This is a genomic window from Mycobacterium sp. GA-2829 (assembly GCF_001499965.1).
In the GTDB taxonomy this organism is placed as follows: Bacteria; Actinomycetota; Actinomycetes; order Mycobacteriales; family Mycobacteriaceae; genus Mycobacterium.
Map to the genome: position 1 here is coordinate 1 of NZ_LQIT01000049.1, position 15,572 is coordinate 15,572.

The window sequence follows — 15,572 nt, forward strand, 5'->3', positions numbered from 1 at the left end:
CGACAACGGTGGACGTGGCATAGCAGCACTTCCCATCAGAATCAGCTGCTATTGCAACGACGCCTTGAAACCGCCGCCGAAAACTCGTGCACGAGTTCACGTTCGGCGGAAGTCACACCCGGTCAGCCAGCGCGCGGCCCGCCGCGCGACCCGAGAAGATGCACCCGCCGAGGAACGTCCCCTCCAGGGCGTTGTACCCGTGGACGCCGCCACCGCCGAAACCCGCCACCTCACCGGCGGCGTAGAGCCCGTCGATCGGCGCTCCGTCCAGGCCGAGCGCCCGGGACGCGAGGTCGGTTTGGATGCCGCCCAACGTCTTTCGCGTGAGGATGTGCAGCTTGATACCGATCAGCGGTCCGGCTGCCGGGTCGAGGATGCGGTGCGGTGCGGTGGTGCGGCCGATGCGGTCGGCCAGCGCACGCCGCGAATTGTGGATGCCCTGGATCTGGGCGTCCTTGCTGTACGGGTTGGCGACCTGCAGGTCGCGCGCCTCGATCTGCCTGCGGATGGCGGCCGGGTCGAGGAGCGGTTCGTCGGTGAGCCCGTTCATCTTCGCGACGAGGTCCTCGAGCCGGTCGGCGACCACGAAGTCCACCCCGTGGCGTTTGAACGCCTCGACCGGGCCGGGTGCCCCCTTGCTGAACAGCCTCTCCTGCAGGAACTTCCGCCGATCCTTCGCGGTGATGTCCGGGTTCTGTTCCGACCCCGACAGCGCGAACTCCTTCTCGATGATGCGCTGGGTCAGGATGAACCAGGAGTGGTCGTACTCGGCGATGTCGGGGGTGGTGCGCAGGTGACGCAGCGTGCCCAGGGTGTCGTAGCCGGGCAGATACGGTGCGGGCAGTCTGCGGCCCAGCGCGTCGAACCACATCGACGACGGTCCGGGCAGGATGCGAATCGCGTGGTTCGGCCAGATCGGAGCCCAATTGACGATGCCCTCGGTGTAGTGCCACATCCGGTCCCTATTGACCAGCCGCACACCGGAATCCGCGGCGATGTCGAGCATCCGGCCGTCGACGTGGGCGGGCACCCCGGTGATCATCGACTTCGGTGCGGTGCCCATGCGTTCGGGCCAGAACCGCCGCACGATCTCGTGATTGGCGCCGATACCGCCGGTCGTCACCACCACCGCCTGTGCGGACAACTCGAAATCTCCGACGGCGTCCCGGTTGGACGGTTCCCCGCGGTGCGCGTGGTCGGCGGCGAGCAGCGTGCCGCGCACCCCGGTGACCGCGCCGTCGGTGAACACCAACTCGTCGACGCGGTGCCGGTGCCGGAACCGCACCAGCCCGCGCTGTGCGGCGGCGAGCGCCGAGTCGGTGAACGGCCCGACGATCCCCGTGCCGGTACCCCACGCGACGTGGAACCGGGGCACCGAGTTGCCGTGGCCGGTCGCGCGCAGATCGCCCCGTTCGGCCCAGCCGACCGTCGGCAGGAAGGAGATGCCGTGCCCGGTGAGGTAATCGCGCTTCTCGCCGGCGGCCCACTCGACGTAGGCCCGCGCCCACTTGGCCGCCCACACGTCCTCGTCGTCGAGGCGGTCGAACCCGGCGCTGCCCTGCCAGTCGTTCCACGCCAGGTCGAACGAGTCCTTGATCCGCATGCGGCGTTGTTCGGGACTGTCGACCAAGAAGATGCCGCCGAACGACCAGTACGCCTGACCGCCGAGGTTCGCGGCGTTCTCCTGGTCGACCACGATCACCCGCTTACCGCGCCGGGTGAGCTCGTGCGTCGCGACCAGACCGGCCAGCCCGGCGCCCACGACGATGACGTCAGCGTCCATGGACTTCAACATATCGGTTGCTGCCGGTGCGTCGGCCTGGATGAATGACAGCCGTGACGACATCCCCGCTGAGCCGGCTGACGCGTAAACCGGACCGCCTCGCAGACCTGGCGGTGCTTCACGAGGTCTTCGACACCGTCGTCGTGGCGACCGTGTCCACGGTGCTCGACGACGAGCCATGGGCGGTGCCGATGCTGGTGGCCCGCGACGGCGATCGCCTGCTGCTGCACGGATCCACCGGTGCCGGTGCGCTGCGCCACCTCGCGGCGGGGGCGAAGGTGTGCGTCAGCGCGTTCGTGTACGACGGGCTGGTTATCGCCGAGCGGCAGTTCGACCACTCGGCGAACTATCGCTCGGCGGTGGTCCGCGGGGTATGCCGGGTGGTGCCGCGCGAGGAGGCGCCCGCGCTGCTCGACCGGTTCACCGAGACGCTGATCCCCGGCCGGGCGGCCGAATGTCCGCCGCATTCGAGCAAGGAGATCGCGCAGACGTTGCTGCTCGAGGTACCGATCGTCAACGGGGCGTGGGTGGCCAAAGCGCGAAGCGGGCCCGCGGCCGTCGGCGACGCGTGGACCGGGGTGCTCCCGGTGATCACGCGGTACGGGGATCCGGTGTCGGATTCGCCGCAGCCGGTGCCGCCGTCGGTGCAGCGGCTCATCGACGGGTGAGGCTCGATTCGGCGTCGACCTTGATCGTGGCGAGCGTCGCGCGCAGGATGTGGCCGACGAACGGCCGGATCAGACACCAGTAGCGCAGGAAACGACGTCGCGATTGCGGATCGGTGGTCACCGTGCGGCATTCGTAGGTCAGCAGGGCGGCGTCCGCGCCGTACGGCAGGACCGAGAAGTTCGCGGCGATCCTGCCCCAGCCCGGTTCGGTGAATCGGCTGAACTCCGCCGCGGGCACGTCGCGCCACTCGATCGCGGCCTGCCAGAACTTGCCCACCGCACCGAACGCGATCTCCCGGCCCGGCCGCTCCCCGAGGACCAGCCAGCCCGGCATTCCGACACCGTCGGCGATCACCAGCGCCGGCGGCGGCGATGCGGCACCGCGCAGGCGGTCGGGCAGTCCGCGCAGCCACATCGACGCGACCACCATGGGTGAGCGCACGGTGAGCAGGTCGAGGTTGCGTGCGGCGGTGAAGGTCGTGACGGGATCGGCGTCGACGACCAGATGCTCGACGATCCGCGCGTCGAACGTGGGCATCAGGTCCTCTATGAGCATCCTGTCGGCGTCGGACATGAGCCCATCGTCGGTGCCCGGACCGGCGTCCGCAAACGCGGCCGGACTGTGCGCGCGTCATCGCACGCGATCTGCCACAGTGGCCCGGTGGAACTCCTTCCGGCCGATCCGCTCGACGGCCCGGGCACGGCGCTCGACCACGCGACGACGCGGGTCCCCACCGCCAGACCCTCCGATCCGGTCGGCGAGATCCTGGACAGGCTGCGCGGGGGTGAGTTCGTCAGCGCCGCGGCCGTCGCGGTGCTCGACGAGGACCGCCTGGTCGGGGTGGCCACGATCGAGCAAATGTTCGCGGCTCAGGAGGGCGCTTCGGTGCGGGACGTCATGGACGCCGCGCCGCCTGTCGTCGCACCCGAGATCGACCAGGAGGAGGCGGCCTGGCAGGCGGTGCAGCGCGGGGAACCGGGCCTGGCCGTGGTCGACGAGGACGGCCGCTTCCGCGGTTTCATCCCCCCGCAGGCGCTGGTGGCCGTGCTACTGCAGGAACACCGTGAGGACATGGCGCGCCTCGGCGGGTTCCTCGATTCGGTCGACGCGGCGCGGGCCACCAGCGTGGAGAGCGTGGCCCGGCGGCTCTGGCACCGGACGCCGTGGCTGATCGTGGGGCTGCTCGGCGCGATGGTGTCGGCGGGCCTGATGGCGGCGTTCGAGGCGCAGCTCGACGCGGTCCTCGCGGTGGCGTACTTCGTACCGGGCATCGTGTACCTGGCTGATGCGGTCGGCACGCAGACCGAGACCCTGGCGATCCGCGGCCTGTCGGTGGGGGTCGGCATCCGCCGGGTGATCCTGCCGGAGAGCATCACGGGGTTGTCGGTGGGTGTGGTGCTGGGCGGGCTGATGGCGCCGGTGGTGGCCCTGATGACCGGGGACTGGATGCTGGCGGGGGCGGTCGCGGTCGCCGTGTTCGCGGCCAGTGCGATCGCGACGCTCGTGGCGCTGGCGCTGCCCTGGCTGCTGAACCGTCTCGGGATGGATCCCGCGTTCGGATCGGGCCCGCTGGCGACGGTCCTGCAGGATCTGTTGTCGATCGTGATCTACCTCGCCGCGGTCACCGCGTTCCTGGGCTGACGCGCCCTGCCCCAGGCGGCGGACAGCGTGCAGCGGTATGGTGACGCTTTCCGGGGGGAGTGCGGCCGACGCGTCGCGTCTTCAGTCATGCAGTCAAAGGAGCAACCGTTGCCCCTGAACACCGTCGCGCTCGAACTCGTGCCGCCCAATGTCGACCGCGGCCGCGAGCATGCGCTCGAGGACGCCCAGAAGGTGCTGCGCTGTTCGGCTGAAGCGGGGATCGAGGGCCGCATCGGCCACGTCATGATCCCCGGGATGATCGAGGAGGACAGCGGTCGTCCCATCGAGATGAAGCCCAAGATGGACGTGCTGGACTTCTGGCGCATCATCGCACCGGAACTACCCGGTGTGCGCGGCCTGTGCACGCAGGTCACCGCGTTCCTCGACGAGCCCGCGCTGCGGTATCGGCTGACCGAGCTGAGCTCCGCCGGATTCGACGGCATCGCGTTCGTCGGCGTCCCGCGCACGATGAACGACGGCGAGGGCAGCGGTGTCGCCCCCACCGATGCGCTGTCGATCTACGAGAACCTCGTCGACAACCGCGGCGCGATCCTGATCCCCACCCGGGACGGCGAACAGGGCCGCTTCACGTTCAAGTGCAAGCAGGGTGCGACGTACGGGATGACGCAGCTGCTGTACTCCGACGCGATCGTCGACTTCCTCACCGAGTTCGCCGCGAACAACGAGTTCCGGCCCGAGATCCTGCTGTCGTTCGGGTTCGTCCCGAAGATGGAGAGCCGCGTCGGGCTGATCAACTGGCTGATCCAGGACCCGGGGAACGCGGCCGTCGCCGCCGAGCAGGAGTTCGTCAGGACCCTGGCGGCCAGCGAGCCCGCCGACAAGCGCCGCATGATGGTCGACCTGTACAAGCGGGTGATCGACGGCGTCGGGGAGCTGGGCTTCCCGCTGAGCGTGCACTTCGAGGCCACCTACGGCGTCTCCACCCCGGCCTTTGCGACCTTCGCCGAGATGCTGGAGTACTGGTCACCGTCCTCCCCATAGGCGTTGACTCTGCGCCTGCGCAGAGTGAACGACGGAGTCGCGGCAGTATCCTGGCGCGAGTGTCCGAACCGTCTCTGCGCGAGCTGCGCAACCGCCTGGACGGTCTGACCTACCGCGACGCCGCCCGACTCGGCCGCAAGCTCAAGGACCGGCGCGCCGATCCGGCCAAGCTGGCCGAACAGATCGCCGCCGCCGAGGCGCTGGTCGCCACCCGGCTCGCCGCGGTCCCGTCGATCACCTATCCCGACCTGCCCGTCAGCGAGCGCCGCGACGACCTCGCCAAGGCCATCACCGAGAACCAGGTGGTCGTCGTCGCCGGGGAGACCGGATCCGGTAAGACCACGCAGCTGCCGAAGATCTGCCTCGAACTCGGCCGCGGGATCCGCGGCACCATCGGCCACACCCAGCCCCGGCGGCTGGCGGCCCGCACCGTCGCCCAACGCGTCGCCGACGAACTCGGCACCCCGCTCGGCGACGCCGTCGGCTACACGGTCCGATTCACCGATCAGGCGTCCGACCGCACGCTGGTCAAGCTGATGACCGACGGCATCCTGCTCGCCGAGATCCAGCGCGACCGCAGGCTGCTGCGCTACGACACGCTGATCCTCGACGAGGCCCACGAGCGCAGCCTCAACATCGACTTCCTGCTCGGCTATCTGCGGGAACTGCTGCCGCGGCGGCCCGACCTGAAGGTGATCGTCACCTCGGCGACCATCGAGCCCGAGCGGTTCGCCGCCCATTTCCACGATGCCCCGATCGTCGAGGTGTCCGGCCGCACGTATCCGGTGGAGATCCGGTACCGGCCGCTGGAGGTGCCGATCGTCTCCGACGACGCCGACGACCCCGACGACCCCGACCACGAGGTGGTCCGCACCGCTGAGGCCCCAATTGTCGGCTCCGCCGACGTGCGCGACCCGACCGACGCCATCGTCGACGCCGTCCGCGAACTCGAGGCCGAACCGCCCGGCGACGTGCTGGTGTTCCTGTCCGGCGAGCGCGAGATCCGCGACACCGCCGAGGTGCTGCGCGGGGAACTCGGCCCGATGACCGAGGTGCTGCCGCTCTACGCGCGTCTGCCCACCGCCGAACAGCAGAAGGTCTTTGCACCCCACACCGGGCGGCGGGTGGTGCTGTCCACCAACGTCGCCGAGACCTCGCTGACGGTGCCCGGCATCCGCTACGTCGTCGACCCCGGCACCGCCCGCATCTCCCGCTACAGCAGGCGCACCAAGGTGCAGCGGCTGCCGATCGAGCCGATCTCGCAGGCGTCGGCGGCCCAGCGCGCCGGCCGCTCCGGCCGCACCGCCCCGGGTGTGTGCATCCGGCTGTACTCCGAGGAGGACTTCGACGCGCGACCGCGCTACACCGATCCGGAGATCCTGCGCACCAACCTCGCCGCGGTCATCCTGCAGATGTCCGCGCTGAACCTCGGGGACATCGAGAACTTCCCCTTCCTCGACCCGCCGGAGAAGCGCAGCATCCGCGACGGAGTGGCGCTGCTGCAGGAACTCGGCGCCTTCGACCGCACGGGTGCGCTCACCGACATCGGGCGACGCCTGGCGCGGTTGCCGCTCGACCCGCGCATCGGCCGGATGATCCTGCAGGCCGACACCGAGGGCTGCGTGCGCGAGGTGCTGGTGCTGGCCGCCGCGCTGTCCATCCCCGATCCGCGCGAACGGCCCGTCGACCGAGAGGAGGCCGCACGCCAGAAGCACGCCCGCTTCGCCGACGAGCATTCGGACTTCGTCTCGTACCTGAACCTGTGGCGCTACCTCGGCGAGCAGCGCAAGGAGCGGTCCGGCAGCTCGTTCCGCCGGATGTGCCGCGAGGAGTTCCTGCACTACCTGCGCATCCGGGAGTGGCAGGACCTGACCGGGCAGCTGCGCAGCATCGCCCGCGATCTGGGCATCCGCGAATCCGACGAGCCCGCGTCCCCGGCGAGCGTGCATGCCGCGCTGCTGTCGGGGTTGCTGTCCCACGTCGGGCTGCGCGACGGCGACGGCCGCGACTATCAGGGTGCGCGCAACTCGCGGTTCGTGCTGGCGCCGGGGTCGGTGCTGACCAAGCGGCCGCCGCGGTGGATCGTGGTGGCCGATCTGGTGGAGACCAGCCGGCTGTTCGGCCGCATCGGCGCGCGCATCGACCCCGACACCGTCGAGCGGATCGCGGGAGATCTGGTGCAGCGCACCCACAGTGAGCCGCATTGGGACGCCGAACGCGGTGCGGTGATGGGCTTCGAGCGGGTGACGCTCTACGGGTTGCCGCTGATCGCGCGCCGCCGTGTCAACTATGCGCAGATCGACCCGGAATTGGCGCGGGAGTTGTTCATCCGGCACGCCCTCGTCGAGGGGGACTGGCAGACCAAACACCACTTCTTCCGCGACAACGCGCGGCTGCGGGCGGAACTCGAGGAGGTCGAGGAGCGGGCCCGCAGGCGTGACCTACTGGTCGGTGACGAAGAGGTGTTCGCGTACTACAACTCGCGCGTCCCCGAAAATGTCGTCTCCGCACGGCATTTCGACGCGTGGTGGCGCAAGCAGCGGCACAAGACGCCCGAGCTGTTGACGATGACGCGCGATGATCTGCTGCGTCAGGACGGCGCCGACGAACTGCCCGATGAGTGGCAGGCCGGGGATCTGGCGCTGCCGCTGACCTACCGGTTCGAACCGGGTGCGGCCGACGACGGCATCACTGTGCACGTGCCGGTCGAGGTGCTGGCCCGCCTCGGCGGCGACGAATTCGCCTGGCACGTACCGGCTCTGCGTGAGGAGCTGATCACCGCGCTGATCAAGTCGCTGCCCAAGGAGCTGCGGCGCAACTTCGTTCCGGTGCCGGACACCGCGCGCGATGTCCTGCGCACGATGGATCCCGGTAGCGGCCGGTTGCTGGAGAGCCTGCAGCATGAGCTGTGGCGGCGCACCGGGGTGACGGTGCCGGTCGACGCCTTCGACTTGGAGAAGATCCCCGCCCACCTGCGCGTGACGTTCGCGGTCGAGAAGGACGGCGCCGAGGTCGCGCGCGGCAAGGATCTGGAATCGCTGCAGGAGCAGCTCGCCGCGCCGGTGCGTGCGGCGGTCGCCCGGGCAGTGGCCGACGGGCTGGAACGCACCGGATTGCGTTCCTGGCCGGACGATCTCGACGAACTGCCGCGCACCGTTGAGAACGCCAGCGGTGGCCACAAGGTGCGCGGCTATCCGGCGTTCGTCGACGCGGGCGCCGCGGTCGACGTGCGGGTGTTCGCCACGCAGACCGAACAACTCGCGGCGATGCGGCCCGGGCTGCGGCGGCTGCTGCGGATGGCGGCGCCGTCGCCGGTGAAGAACGTCGAACGCGCGCTGGACACCCGGCGCCGGCTGACGCTCGGCGCCAACCCCGACGGGTCGCTGGCGGCGCTGATCGACGACTGCGCGGACGCGGCGGTGGACGCGCTGGTGCGTGAAACTGTCTGGACGCGCGCGGATTTCGACGCGCTGCGGCAGCGGGTTGCGGCGCAGTTGGTGCCGACGACGTTGGACATCGTCGGCCGGGTGGAGAAGGTGCTCGCCGCCGCGCAGCAGGCGCAGGTGGCGCTGCCCGCGTCGCCGCCGGCCGCGCAGGCCGAGTCGATCGCCGACATCCGCCGCCACCTCGCCGCGCTCCTGCCGAAGGGTTTCGTCTGCGCGACGGGCGCCGCTCATCTGGCGAACCTCACGCGCTACCTCACCGCGGTGGCCCGCCGGGTCGAGCGGTTACCGCACGCGATCGGCGCCGACCAGGAGCGGATGGACCGGGTGCACGCGGTGCAGGCGGCGTATGAGGAACTGCGACAGTCGCTTTCGCCATCACGGGCCGCCGGCGAGGATGTGCGCGATATCGGCCGGATGATCGAGGAGTTGCGGGTCAGCCTGTGGGCGCAGCAACTCGGTACGCCGCGGCCGGTGAGCGAGCAGCGGATCTATAGGGCGATCGACGCGATCAACCGGTGACTTGTGCACGATTTCGCGCGGTGGGCGCGCGTTTTCGTGCACAAATCGCCGATCACTCCGGCGGGTAGGGCATCCCGAACTGCTCAGCGAGCAGGCTTTGGGCGATGATCATCGCCGCCTGTGCACCCGCGGCGATCGACCCCGCGACATAGGGCTGTTCGGTGCACACGTCGCCGGCGGCGAACACCGTCGGCGCCGACGTGCGGTGCAGCGCATCGATCCCGATCGTGTCGACCGCCAACGGACCCGGCGTACAGGAGGCGCCCAGCTGCTCGGCGAGCTTCGACCGCTGCCGCAGCGGCGCCTCCACCAGCAGACCGTCGCGTTCGAGCCGGCTGCCGTCGTTGAACGCGATCGCCTCGAGTTGCCCGCCGGTGCCGATCAGTTCGGTGATCCTGCGGTCGTCGATCGTGATTCCGGCGTTGTGCAGTTGGTCGAGGTCTTTCCCGCCGAGTTGCGGATGCCCGTCGGTCAGCAGCACCACATCGTCGCTCCACCCGCGCAGCATCAGCGCTGCGTGCACGGCCTCGTCACCGGCCGCAAGCGACGCCAGCCGCTTGTCCCGCATCTCCCAGCCGTGGCAGAACGGACACTGGAACACCGACTTTCCCCACAGCGGCTCCAACCCCGGCAGCTCCGGCGGCTGGTACTGCATCCCGGTCGTCAGCAGCACGCGTTTGGCGGTGACCTGATCGCCGCCGTCGAGGGAGAGCACGAAACCGTCGTCCTGCGGCGCCCCGTGCACGACGCTGCCGTGCCGGTACTCGACCGTCGGATACGCCTCGAGTTCGCGGCGGCCGGTCTCGTACAGTTCGGCCGGCGGCCGCTGGTCGAATCCGAGGAGCCCGCCGATGCCGTCGGCGAACCGGTTGCTCTGCTCGCCTGCGTCGACCAGCAGGGTCCGCCTGCGCGCCCGTCCCAGGACCAGCGCGCCGCTGAGCCCCGCGGCGCCACCACCGACGACGACGCATTCCCATTCGTGTGTCATTGCCCCGACGATTCCCGGGCGGCGGGATGATCAAACAAACGGCTATTTCGTCCCGAAGATCCGGTCGCCCGCATCGCCCAGCCCGGGGACGATGTACCCGTGCTCGTCGAGCTCGCGGTCGACAGCCGCGGTGTAGATGGGCACGTCGGGGTGGGCCTCCTGCATCGCGGCGATGCCCTCGGGACAGGTGAGCAGGCAGACGAACTTGATCGACTTCGGTGCGCACTCCTTGACCCGGTCGACGGCGGCGACCGCCGAGTGCCCGGTGGCCAGCATGGGATCGACCACGACGACGTCGCGCTCCTCCAGGTCGGCGGGCATCTTGAAGTAGTACTCGACCGCCACCAGCGTCTTGGGGTCGCGGTAGAGGCCGATGTGCCCGACGCGGGCGCCGGGCACCACCGCGAGCATCCCGTCGAGGATGCCTGTGCCCGCCCTCAGAATCGACACGAACACCAGTTTCTTACCGTCGATGACCTTGCCGACCGTCGTCTCCAGCGGCGTCTCCACCTCGAACTCCTGCGTCGGGATGTCGCGCAGCACCTCATAGGCCATCAGCGCGGAGAGCTCGTGCAGCAGTTGCCGGAAGCTGTGCGTCGAGGCGTCCTTGCGGCGCATCAGCGTCAGCTTGTGGGCGACCAGCGGGTGGTCGACGAGGTGGACTTCGCCCATGTCTGCTCCTGTTCTATTCAGAAGACGGTGCCGTCGCTGTCGATGGTCAGCGGGGGTCTGCCGTCGCGCCGCTGCTGCGCCAGCACCCGACCCGCGGCCCACGTCCCGCCCTCCAAGACACACGCCAGCGGCATCTCGGCCCCGAGCCGTGCGCACACCAGCGGGGCGAGTTCGTCGAGCAGGGCCACGGTCAGCGCGCGCCATTCGACCACCAGTTCGTCGCCGACCTGCCATGTGCCGCTGGCGGATTCGGGATCCCGCAGCGTCAGCACGCCGGTGTCGAGCAGCAGGCCGCCGTTGCGGTACTCCGGCAAGCCGGTCAGCGCGTCGACTCCCGTCACCGCAACCCCCGCCCAGGTGAACGGTTCGAGCAGCGAGTAGGTCAGCCACTGCGAGAGTTTGTGGAACGGCACCCACCCGCCGGTCACCGCGGGGTGCCGCCAGCAGTCGCCCAGCGGCTCGCCATCGATCACGTTGCCGCTCAACCAGATCGGCGACAGGGTGTCGAGCAGCAGTCGGAGGATGTCGTGCGCGTGCACCGACGGCGCCGACGCGGTGAGCGCATCGAACAACCCGCCGGGCCGCCCGCCGTACACCTGGGCGCTCAACGCCGAACCGAGGCGGTGCAGCAGCGCCACGCGACCGTCGAGGCCCACCAGCGGATTGTCCTGCGACACCGCGAACGCCGCGCCCAGCCGGTCGACCGTCAACGCCCCCAGACCCGCGGCGTCGACGCGCAGCGGGTCGGCCGGATCCGACGAGAAGGCACCGTCGGCGAACGCGTGCCAGCTCGCCACCGCCAGCCCCTCGGAACGCGAAAACCGTTGGCCAGTGGCAGCTTCGGCGTATCCCCAGTCGGGCCCCGCGCCCGCATCGAGCAGCACGCTGACTACCGCCAGATCGATCATGGCCCGGGGGTCGCCGTCGAGGCGTGCGGCCCGATTCACGCCGCCCGCCTCGAAATGCCGCCACCGGCTGTGGAACGGGATGTCGAGATCGGGATAGCGGTCGCGGGTGACCTCGGCGACCACGTCGGCGGCCCGGTCGAGAGCGTCGTCGGCGACGGTGAACCACGCCGAGTCGCCCGCGCGGGCCCGGCGCAGCAGTTCCCCGGAGCGGTCCCGGACGGCGTCGGTGCTGCGCAGCGCGGCGGCCGCCGTCATGGCGTCAACCCGCGGCCCTTGACCTTCTTGAGCTCCTCGGCGTCCGGCACCGGACCCGGGGTGAAGTAGCCGGCGGCCATCTTCGCGTCGATCTCCACCCGCGCATCGGCCGGGATCAACTCCTCGGGGATGTTGATGCGTTCTCCCACTTCGATTCCCGAGCCGGTGATCGCGTCGTACTTCATGTTGCTCATCGACACCAGGCGGTGGATCTTTCGGATGCCGAACCAGTGCAGCACGTCGGGCATCAACTCCTGGAACCGCATGTCCTGCACGCCGGCCACGCATTCGGTGCGGGCGAAGTACTGGTCGGCGGTGTCGCCGCCGACCTGGCGCTTACGGGCGTTGTAGACCAGGAACTTGGTGACCTCACCGAGCGCGCGGCCCTCCTTGCGGGAGTAGGCGACCAGACCCACCCCGCCGTTCTGCGCGCCGCGGATGCACTCCTCGATCGCGTGGGTGAGGTACGGGCGGCACGTGCAGATGTCGGAACCGAACACGTCCGACCCGTTGCACTCGTCGTGCACGCGGGCGGTCAACTCGACCGATGGGTCCGCGAGATCGGTTGCGCTGCCGAAGATGTAGACGGTCTGCCCGCCGATCGGGGGAAGGAACACCTCGAGGTCGGAGCGGGTGACCAGCTCGGGGTACATGCCGCCGGTCTCCTCGAACAGCACGCGCCGCAGATCGTTCTCGGTGCAGCCGAACCGCGCCGCCACCCCGGGCAGCCACCACACCGGTTCGACGGCCGCCTTGGTCACCAGCGCGGCCCCGTTGGGCAGCAGGGTCCGCCCGTCGGGCACCAGCCTGCCCTTGGCGATCGCGTCGGCGATCTCGGGCAGGATGACGTGCGCCTTGGTGATCGCGATGGTGGGCCGGATGTCAACGCCTGCAGCCAGTTCGGCGGCGAACACCTCGGCGACGCTGGCGCCCCACGGATCCAGGCTGACGATCGCGGCGGGGTCACACCACTGCGGATAGGGGCCGATCGTGTCGGTGGGGGAGGTGTCGGTCAGGTCGGCGCGGTGTTCGCGTTTGAGCGCGCCCGCCGCCACGGCCAGCGCCCGGTAGACGCTGTAGGACCCGCTGTGGGTGCCGATGACGTTGCGGTGCGCGCGCGTGGCGGTGGTCCCGATGACCGGTCCGCGCTCGGCGGCGGTCGGGGCGCCCCACCGAATCGCGGGGGTGCCCACCGCACCGCTGTGTGACGTCAACCGGATGTGTCCGGCCATGGTCGCCTCCCGTCATCAGCGGAAAGGCGCCAGCATAGCGACTTCGCAGCGATCGCGCCGGGCGTCCGCTCAGCCGGGGATGCCCGCGGCCACCTTCGGGACACGGTCGGCCGCGGTGTCGAGGACCAGCGCGGCGACGCGGTCGCGGTGCTCCTCGGCGGTGCCGAGCAGTGCGGCGTTCGTGGTCGCCCGTTTGAAGTACAGGTGCGCCTGGTGCTCCCAGGTGAACCCGATGCCGCCCAGCACCTGGATCGTGTCGGCGGCGATCCGGCCGAGCGCGGCCGAACACACCGCCTGCGCGATCGCCGTCGCCAGCGCGGGATCATCGGAGCCGTCGGCCAGCGCCCACACCGCGTGATACGCCGTCGACCGGGCGTGTTCAGCGTCGACCAGCATGTCGGCCAACCGGTGTTTGACGGCCTGGAACGAGCCGATCGGCCTGCCGAACTGCAGCCGCGACTTCGCGTAGTCGACCGCGAGGTCGAGCAGATGCTGTGCCGCCCCGACCTGTTCGACCGCGAGCAGCGCCGCCGCGACGTGCTGTGCGTGCTCGATGATCCGGGGTGCGTCGTCGGGTCCGGCGATCAGCGTGGCCGGCGCCTGTGAGAGCGTGACCGCGGCCTGCGGGCGGGTGAGGTCGAGCGTGACCAACGGCGTCCGGTCCGCGGCGGACGCCTCGACGGCGTACAGGCCGACACCGTCGGCGGCGGTGGCCGCGACGAGCAGGACGTCGGCGGCTCCGGCGTCCACGACGGGTCCGAGGTCACCGGTCAGGGTGTCGCCGTCGGCGGTGACGCATCCGGCGTCGGCGGAAAAGGCGGCGGTGCGGGTGCCCTCGACGAGGTCGGCGAGCAGACCGTCGCGCGCGGGTCCAGAGGCGGCGGCCACGAGCGCGGGGACCGCGAGGTACACCGTCCCGAACAGCGGACCGCACACCAGCGACGCCCCGAATTCCTCGACCGCGACCGCCTGGTCGACCAAGCTGCCGCCGACACCGCCGTCGGCCTCGGGCACCGACAGGCCCAGCACGCCGAGCTCACCGCCGAGGCGCGCCCACAGCGCGGGGTCGAACGGCGGGTCGGATTCCATCAGCCGGCGCACGGTCTGCTCGTCGAAGTGGTCGGCGCAGAAGCCGCGCACCGCATCGCGCAGCTGCCGCTGCTCGTCGGTGAACACGAAGGCACTAGCCACCCTGTCGGGCTGATCCGCAAGCTCCTCAGCCACGCGGCACCTCCTTCCACGCCATCCCCGCATCCGCCCGCAGGTCACCCGGCAGCCCGAGCACCCGTTCCCCGAGGATGTTGCGCATCACGTCCGATGTCCCGCCTTCGATGGTGTTGGCGCGGCTGCGCAGGAAGCGCTGCTGGATCGGGCCGCGCCAGTCGCTCTTGTCTCCGCTGTGCATCGCGTAGCTGTGGTACAGCAGGCCCTCCGGACCGAGAAAGTCCATGCACCACTGGTAGATCCGCTGATTGAGCTCGGCGCCCACCAGCTTGCCGATCGAACCCTCCGGACCCGGCCCGCCGACCGTCGCCGCCGCCCGTGACCGCTCCGAGGTCAACCGTTGCGCCTCGGCGCGCAGCCACAGCTCGGTGAGCCGGTCACGCAACACCGGCGTCTGCCGCTCGGGCCGCGACGCCCACAGCGCGACCGCGTCGGCGATGGTTCCCGCGCCGCGTCGAGAACCACTGGCGCCCAACGCACTTCGCTCGTTCATCAGCGTCGTCATCGCGACCCGCCACCCGTCGCCGACTCCGCCGAGGCGGTGCGCATCGGGGATGCGGGCGTCGCTGAAGTACACCTCGTTGAACTCGGCGTGCCCGGTCAGCTGGCGCAGCGGCCTGGTCTCGACGCCGGGGGCGTGCATGTCGATGACGAAGTACGTCAGCCCTTTGTGTTTGGGCACATCGGGATTCGTGCGCGCCAGCAGCAGGCCCCACCGCGCGCGGTGCGCCAGGCTGGTCCACACCTTCTGCCCGTTGATCACCCACTCGTCGCCGTCGGGTACCGCGGAGGTCGCCAGTCCCGCGAGATCCGACCCCGCGCCGGGTTCGGAGAACAGCTGACACCAGATGTGCTCGGTGGTCGCCAACGGCCGCAGCCACGACTTCTTGACGTCGTCGCTGCGGGCGTGTTCGCGGATGGTCGGCGCCGCCATGCCGTAGCCCATCGGGTTGAGCCCCAACGGCACCGGCCCGCCCGCACCCTGCAGGACGCCGTCGGCGACGGCCTGCAGCCCGCGCGACACCCCCAGCCCGCCGAGGCCCTCCGGGAAGTGCACCCACGACAGGCCGGCGTCGTAGCAGGCGCCCAGGAATTCGGGGATGGGGACGGTGGTCGGATCGTGTTCGGCAACGACCCGCTGGGCGAGTTCGGCGACCCGATCGGCACCGGCGGCGGTACTCATCCCAGTCACGATAAGCAAGGGACGATCGTGGCCGTCGGGCAGGGCCAGCG

General features: G+C 70.3%; 12 protein-coding genes. 4 read left to right on the forward strand and 8 right to left on the reverse strand.

Annotation, left to right across the window (positions count from 1 at the left end):
- Window positions 1–112: 112 nt before the first annotated feature.
- Window positions 113–1,783 (reverse strand): FAD-binding dehydrogenase, encoded by a 1,671-nt coding sequence (locus tag AU194_RS24680; protein WP_059091904.1) that lies wholly within the window; start codon window positions 1,781–1,783, stop codon window positions 113–115.
- A gap of 44 nt (window positions 1,784–1,827) precedes the next feature.
- Between AU194_RS24680 and AU194_RS24685 the strand changes: the two genes are divergently transcribed.
- Window positions 1,828–2,451 carry a pyridoxamine 5'-phosphate oxidase family protein gene (locus AU194_RS24685; protein WP_059091905.1) on the forward strand — a complete coding sequence of 208 codons (624 nt, stop codon included), beginning with the start codon at window positions 1,828–1,830 and terminating at the stop codon, window positions 2,449–2,451.
- On the opposite strand, the gene AU194_RS24690 is transcribed toward AU194_RS24685, so the two are convergent.
- Window positions 2,438–3,025, reverse strand: coding sequence for a hypothetical protein (locus tag AU194_RS24690; RefSeq protein WP_197417736.1), 588 nt, complete (start codon window positions 3,023–3,025; stop codon window positions 2,438–2,440). The two genes, AU194_RS24685 and AU194_RS24690, sit on opposite strands and share 14 nt — an antisense overlap.
- A gap of 87 nt (window positions 3,026–3,112) precedes the next feature.
- Between AU194_RS24690 and AU194_RS24695 the strand changes: the two genes are divergently transcribed.
- The 3 genes from AU194_RS24695 to hrpA all read left to right on the forward strand — a co-directional run bounded on the left by AU194_RS24695 (window position 3,113) and on the right by hrpA (window position 9,060).
- Entirely contained in the window at window positions 3,113–4,093 is a 981-nt protein-coding gene (locus tag AU194_RS24695) for a magnesium transporter (protein WP_059091935.1), read from the forward strand.
- A 108-nt stretch (window positions 4,094–4,201) separates the two neighbouring features.
- A complete protein-coding gene (locus tag AU194_RS24700; RefSeq protein ID WP_059091936.1) occupies window positions 4,202–5,095 on the forward strand; it encodes a mycobacterial-type methylenetetrahydrofolate reductase in 894 nt (297 codons plus the stop codon).
- Window positions 5,096–5,154: 59 nt separating this feature from the next.
- Window positions 5,155–9,060: an ATP-dependent RNA helicase HrpA gene (gene hrpA, locus AU194_RS24705; protein ID WP_059091907.1), complete on the forward strand. Its 3,906-nt coding sequence runs from the start codon at window positions 5,155–5,157 to the stop codon at window positions 9,058–9,060.
- 52 nt (window positions 9,061–9,112) lie between these two features.
- Here hrpA and AU194_RS24710 read toward each other — a convergent pair whose 3' ends face one another.
- The 6 genes from AU194_RS24710 to AU194_RS24735 all read right to left on the reverse strand — a co-directional run bounded on the left by AU194_RS24710 (window position 9,113) and on the right by AU194_RS24735 (window position 15,522).
- On the reverse strand, window positions 9,113–10,048 hold the full coding sequence (locus AU194_RS24710; protein ID WP_059091908.1) for an NAD(P)/FAD-dependent oxidoreductase: 936 nt from the start codon (window positions 10,046–10,048) through the stop codon (window positions 9,113–9,115).
- Between the two features lie 42 nt (window positions 10,049–10,090).
- Entirely contained in the window at window positions 10,091–10,720 is a 630-nt protein-coding gene (gene upp, locus AU194_RS24715; protein ID WP_059091909.1) for a uracil phosphoribosyltransferase, read from the reverse strand.
- 17 nt (window positions 10,721–10,737) lie between these two features.
- Window positions 10,738–11,883 carry a URC4/urg3 family protein gene (locus AU194_RS24720; RefSeq protein WP_059091910.1) on the reverse strand — a complete coding sequence of 382 codons (1,146 nt, stop codon included), beginning with the start codon at window positions 11,881–11,883 and terminating at the stop codon, window positions 10,738–10,740.
- Complete coding sequence (locus AU194_RS24725; protein ID WP_059091911.1) at window positions 11,880–13,115, reverse strand: GTP cyclohydrolase II; 1,236 nt, start codon at window positions 13,113–13,115, stop codon at window positions 11,880–11,882. The genes AU194_RS24720 and AU194_RS24725 overlap by 4 nt, the downstream gene beginning before the upstream one ends.
- 69 nt (window positions 13,116–13,184) lie before the next feature.
- Window positions 13,185–14,306 (reverse strand): acyl-CoA dehydrogenase family protein, encoded by a 1,122-nt coding sequence (locus AU194_RS24730; protein WP_059091912.1) that lies wholly within the window; start codon window positions 14,304–14,306, stop codon window positions 13,185–13,187.
- 25 nt (window positions 14,307–14,331) lie between these two features.
- Entirely contained in the window at window positions 14,332–15,522 is a 1,191-nt protein-coding gene (locus tag AU194_RS24735) for an acyl-CoA dehydrogenase family protein (RefSeq protein ID WP_059091913.1), read from the reverse strand.
- Window positions 15,523–15,572: the final 50 nt, after the last annotated feature.

What these genes read in the sequence shown, in the direction of transcription:
- AU194_RS24680 (WP_059091904.1), bottom strand. Translation starts at nt 1,783, where the DNA reads ATGGACGCTGACGTCATCGTCGTGGGCGCCGGGCTGGCCGGTCTGGTC.
- AU194_RS24685 (WP_059091905.1), top strand. Translation starts at nt 1,828, where the DNA reads ATGACAGCCGTGACGACATCCCCGCTGAGCCGGCTGACGCGTAAACCG.
- AU194_RS24690 (WP_197417736.1), bottom strand. Translation starts at nt 3,025, where the DNA reads ATGTCCGACGCCGACAGGATGCTCATAGAGGACCTGATGCCCACGTTC.
- AU194_RS24710 (WP_059091908.1), bottom strand. Translation starts at nt 10,048, where the DNA reads ATGACACACGAATGGGAATGCGTCGTCGTCGGTGGTGGCGCCGCGGGG.
- upp (WP_059091909.1), bottom strand. Translation starts at nt 10,720, where the DNA reads ATGGGCGAAGTCCACCTCGTCGACCACCCGCTGGTCGCCCACAAGCTG.
- AU194_RS24720 (WP_059091910.1), bottom strand. Translation starts at nt 11,883, where the DNA reads ATGACGGCGGCCGCCGCGCTGCGCAGCACCGACGCCGTCCGGGACCGC.
- AU194_RS24725 (WP_059091911.1), bottom strand. Translation starts at nt 13,115, where the DNA reads ATGGCCGGACACATCCGGTTGACGTCACACAGCGGTGCGGTGGGCACC.
- AU194_RS24735 (WP_059091913.1), bottom strand. Translation starts at nt 15,522, where the DNA reads ATGAGTACCGCCGCCGGTGCCGATCGGGTCGCCGAACTCGCCCAGCGG.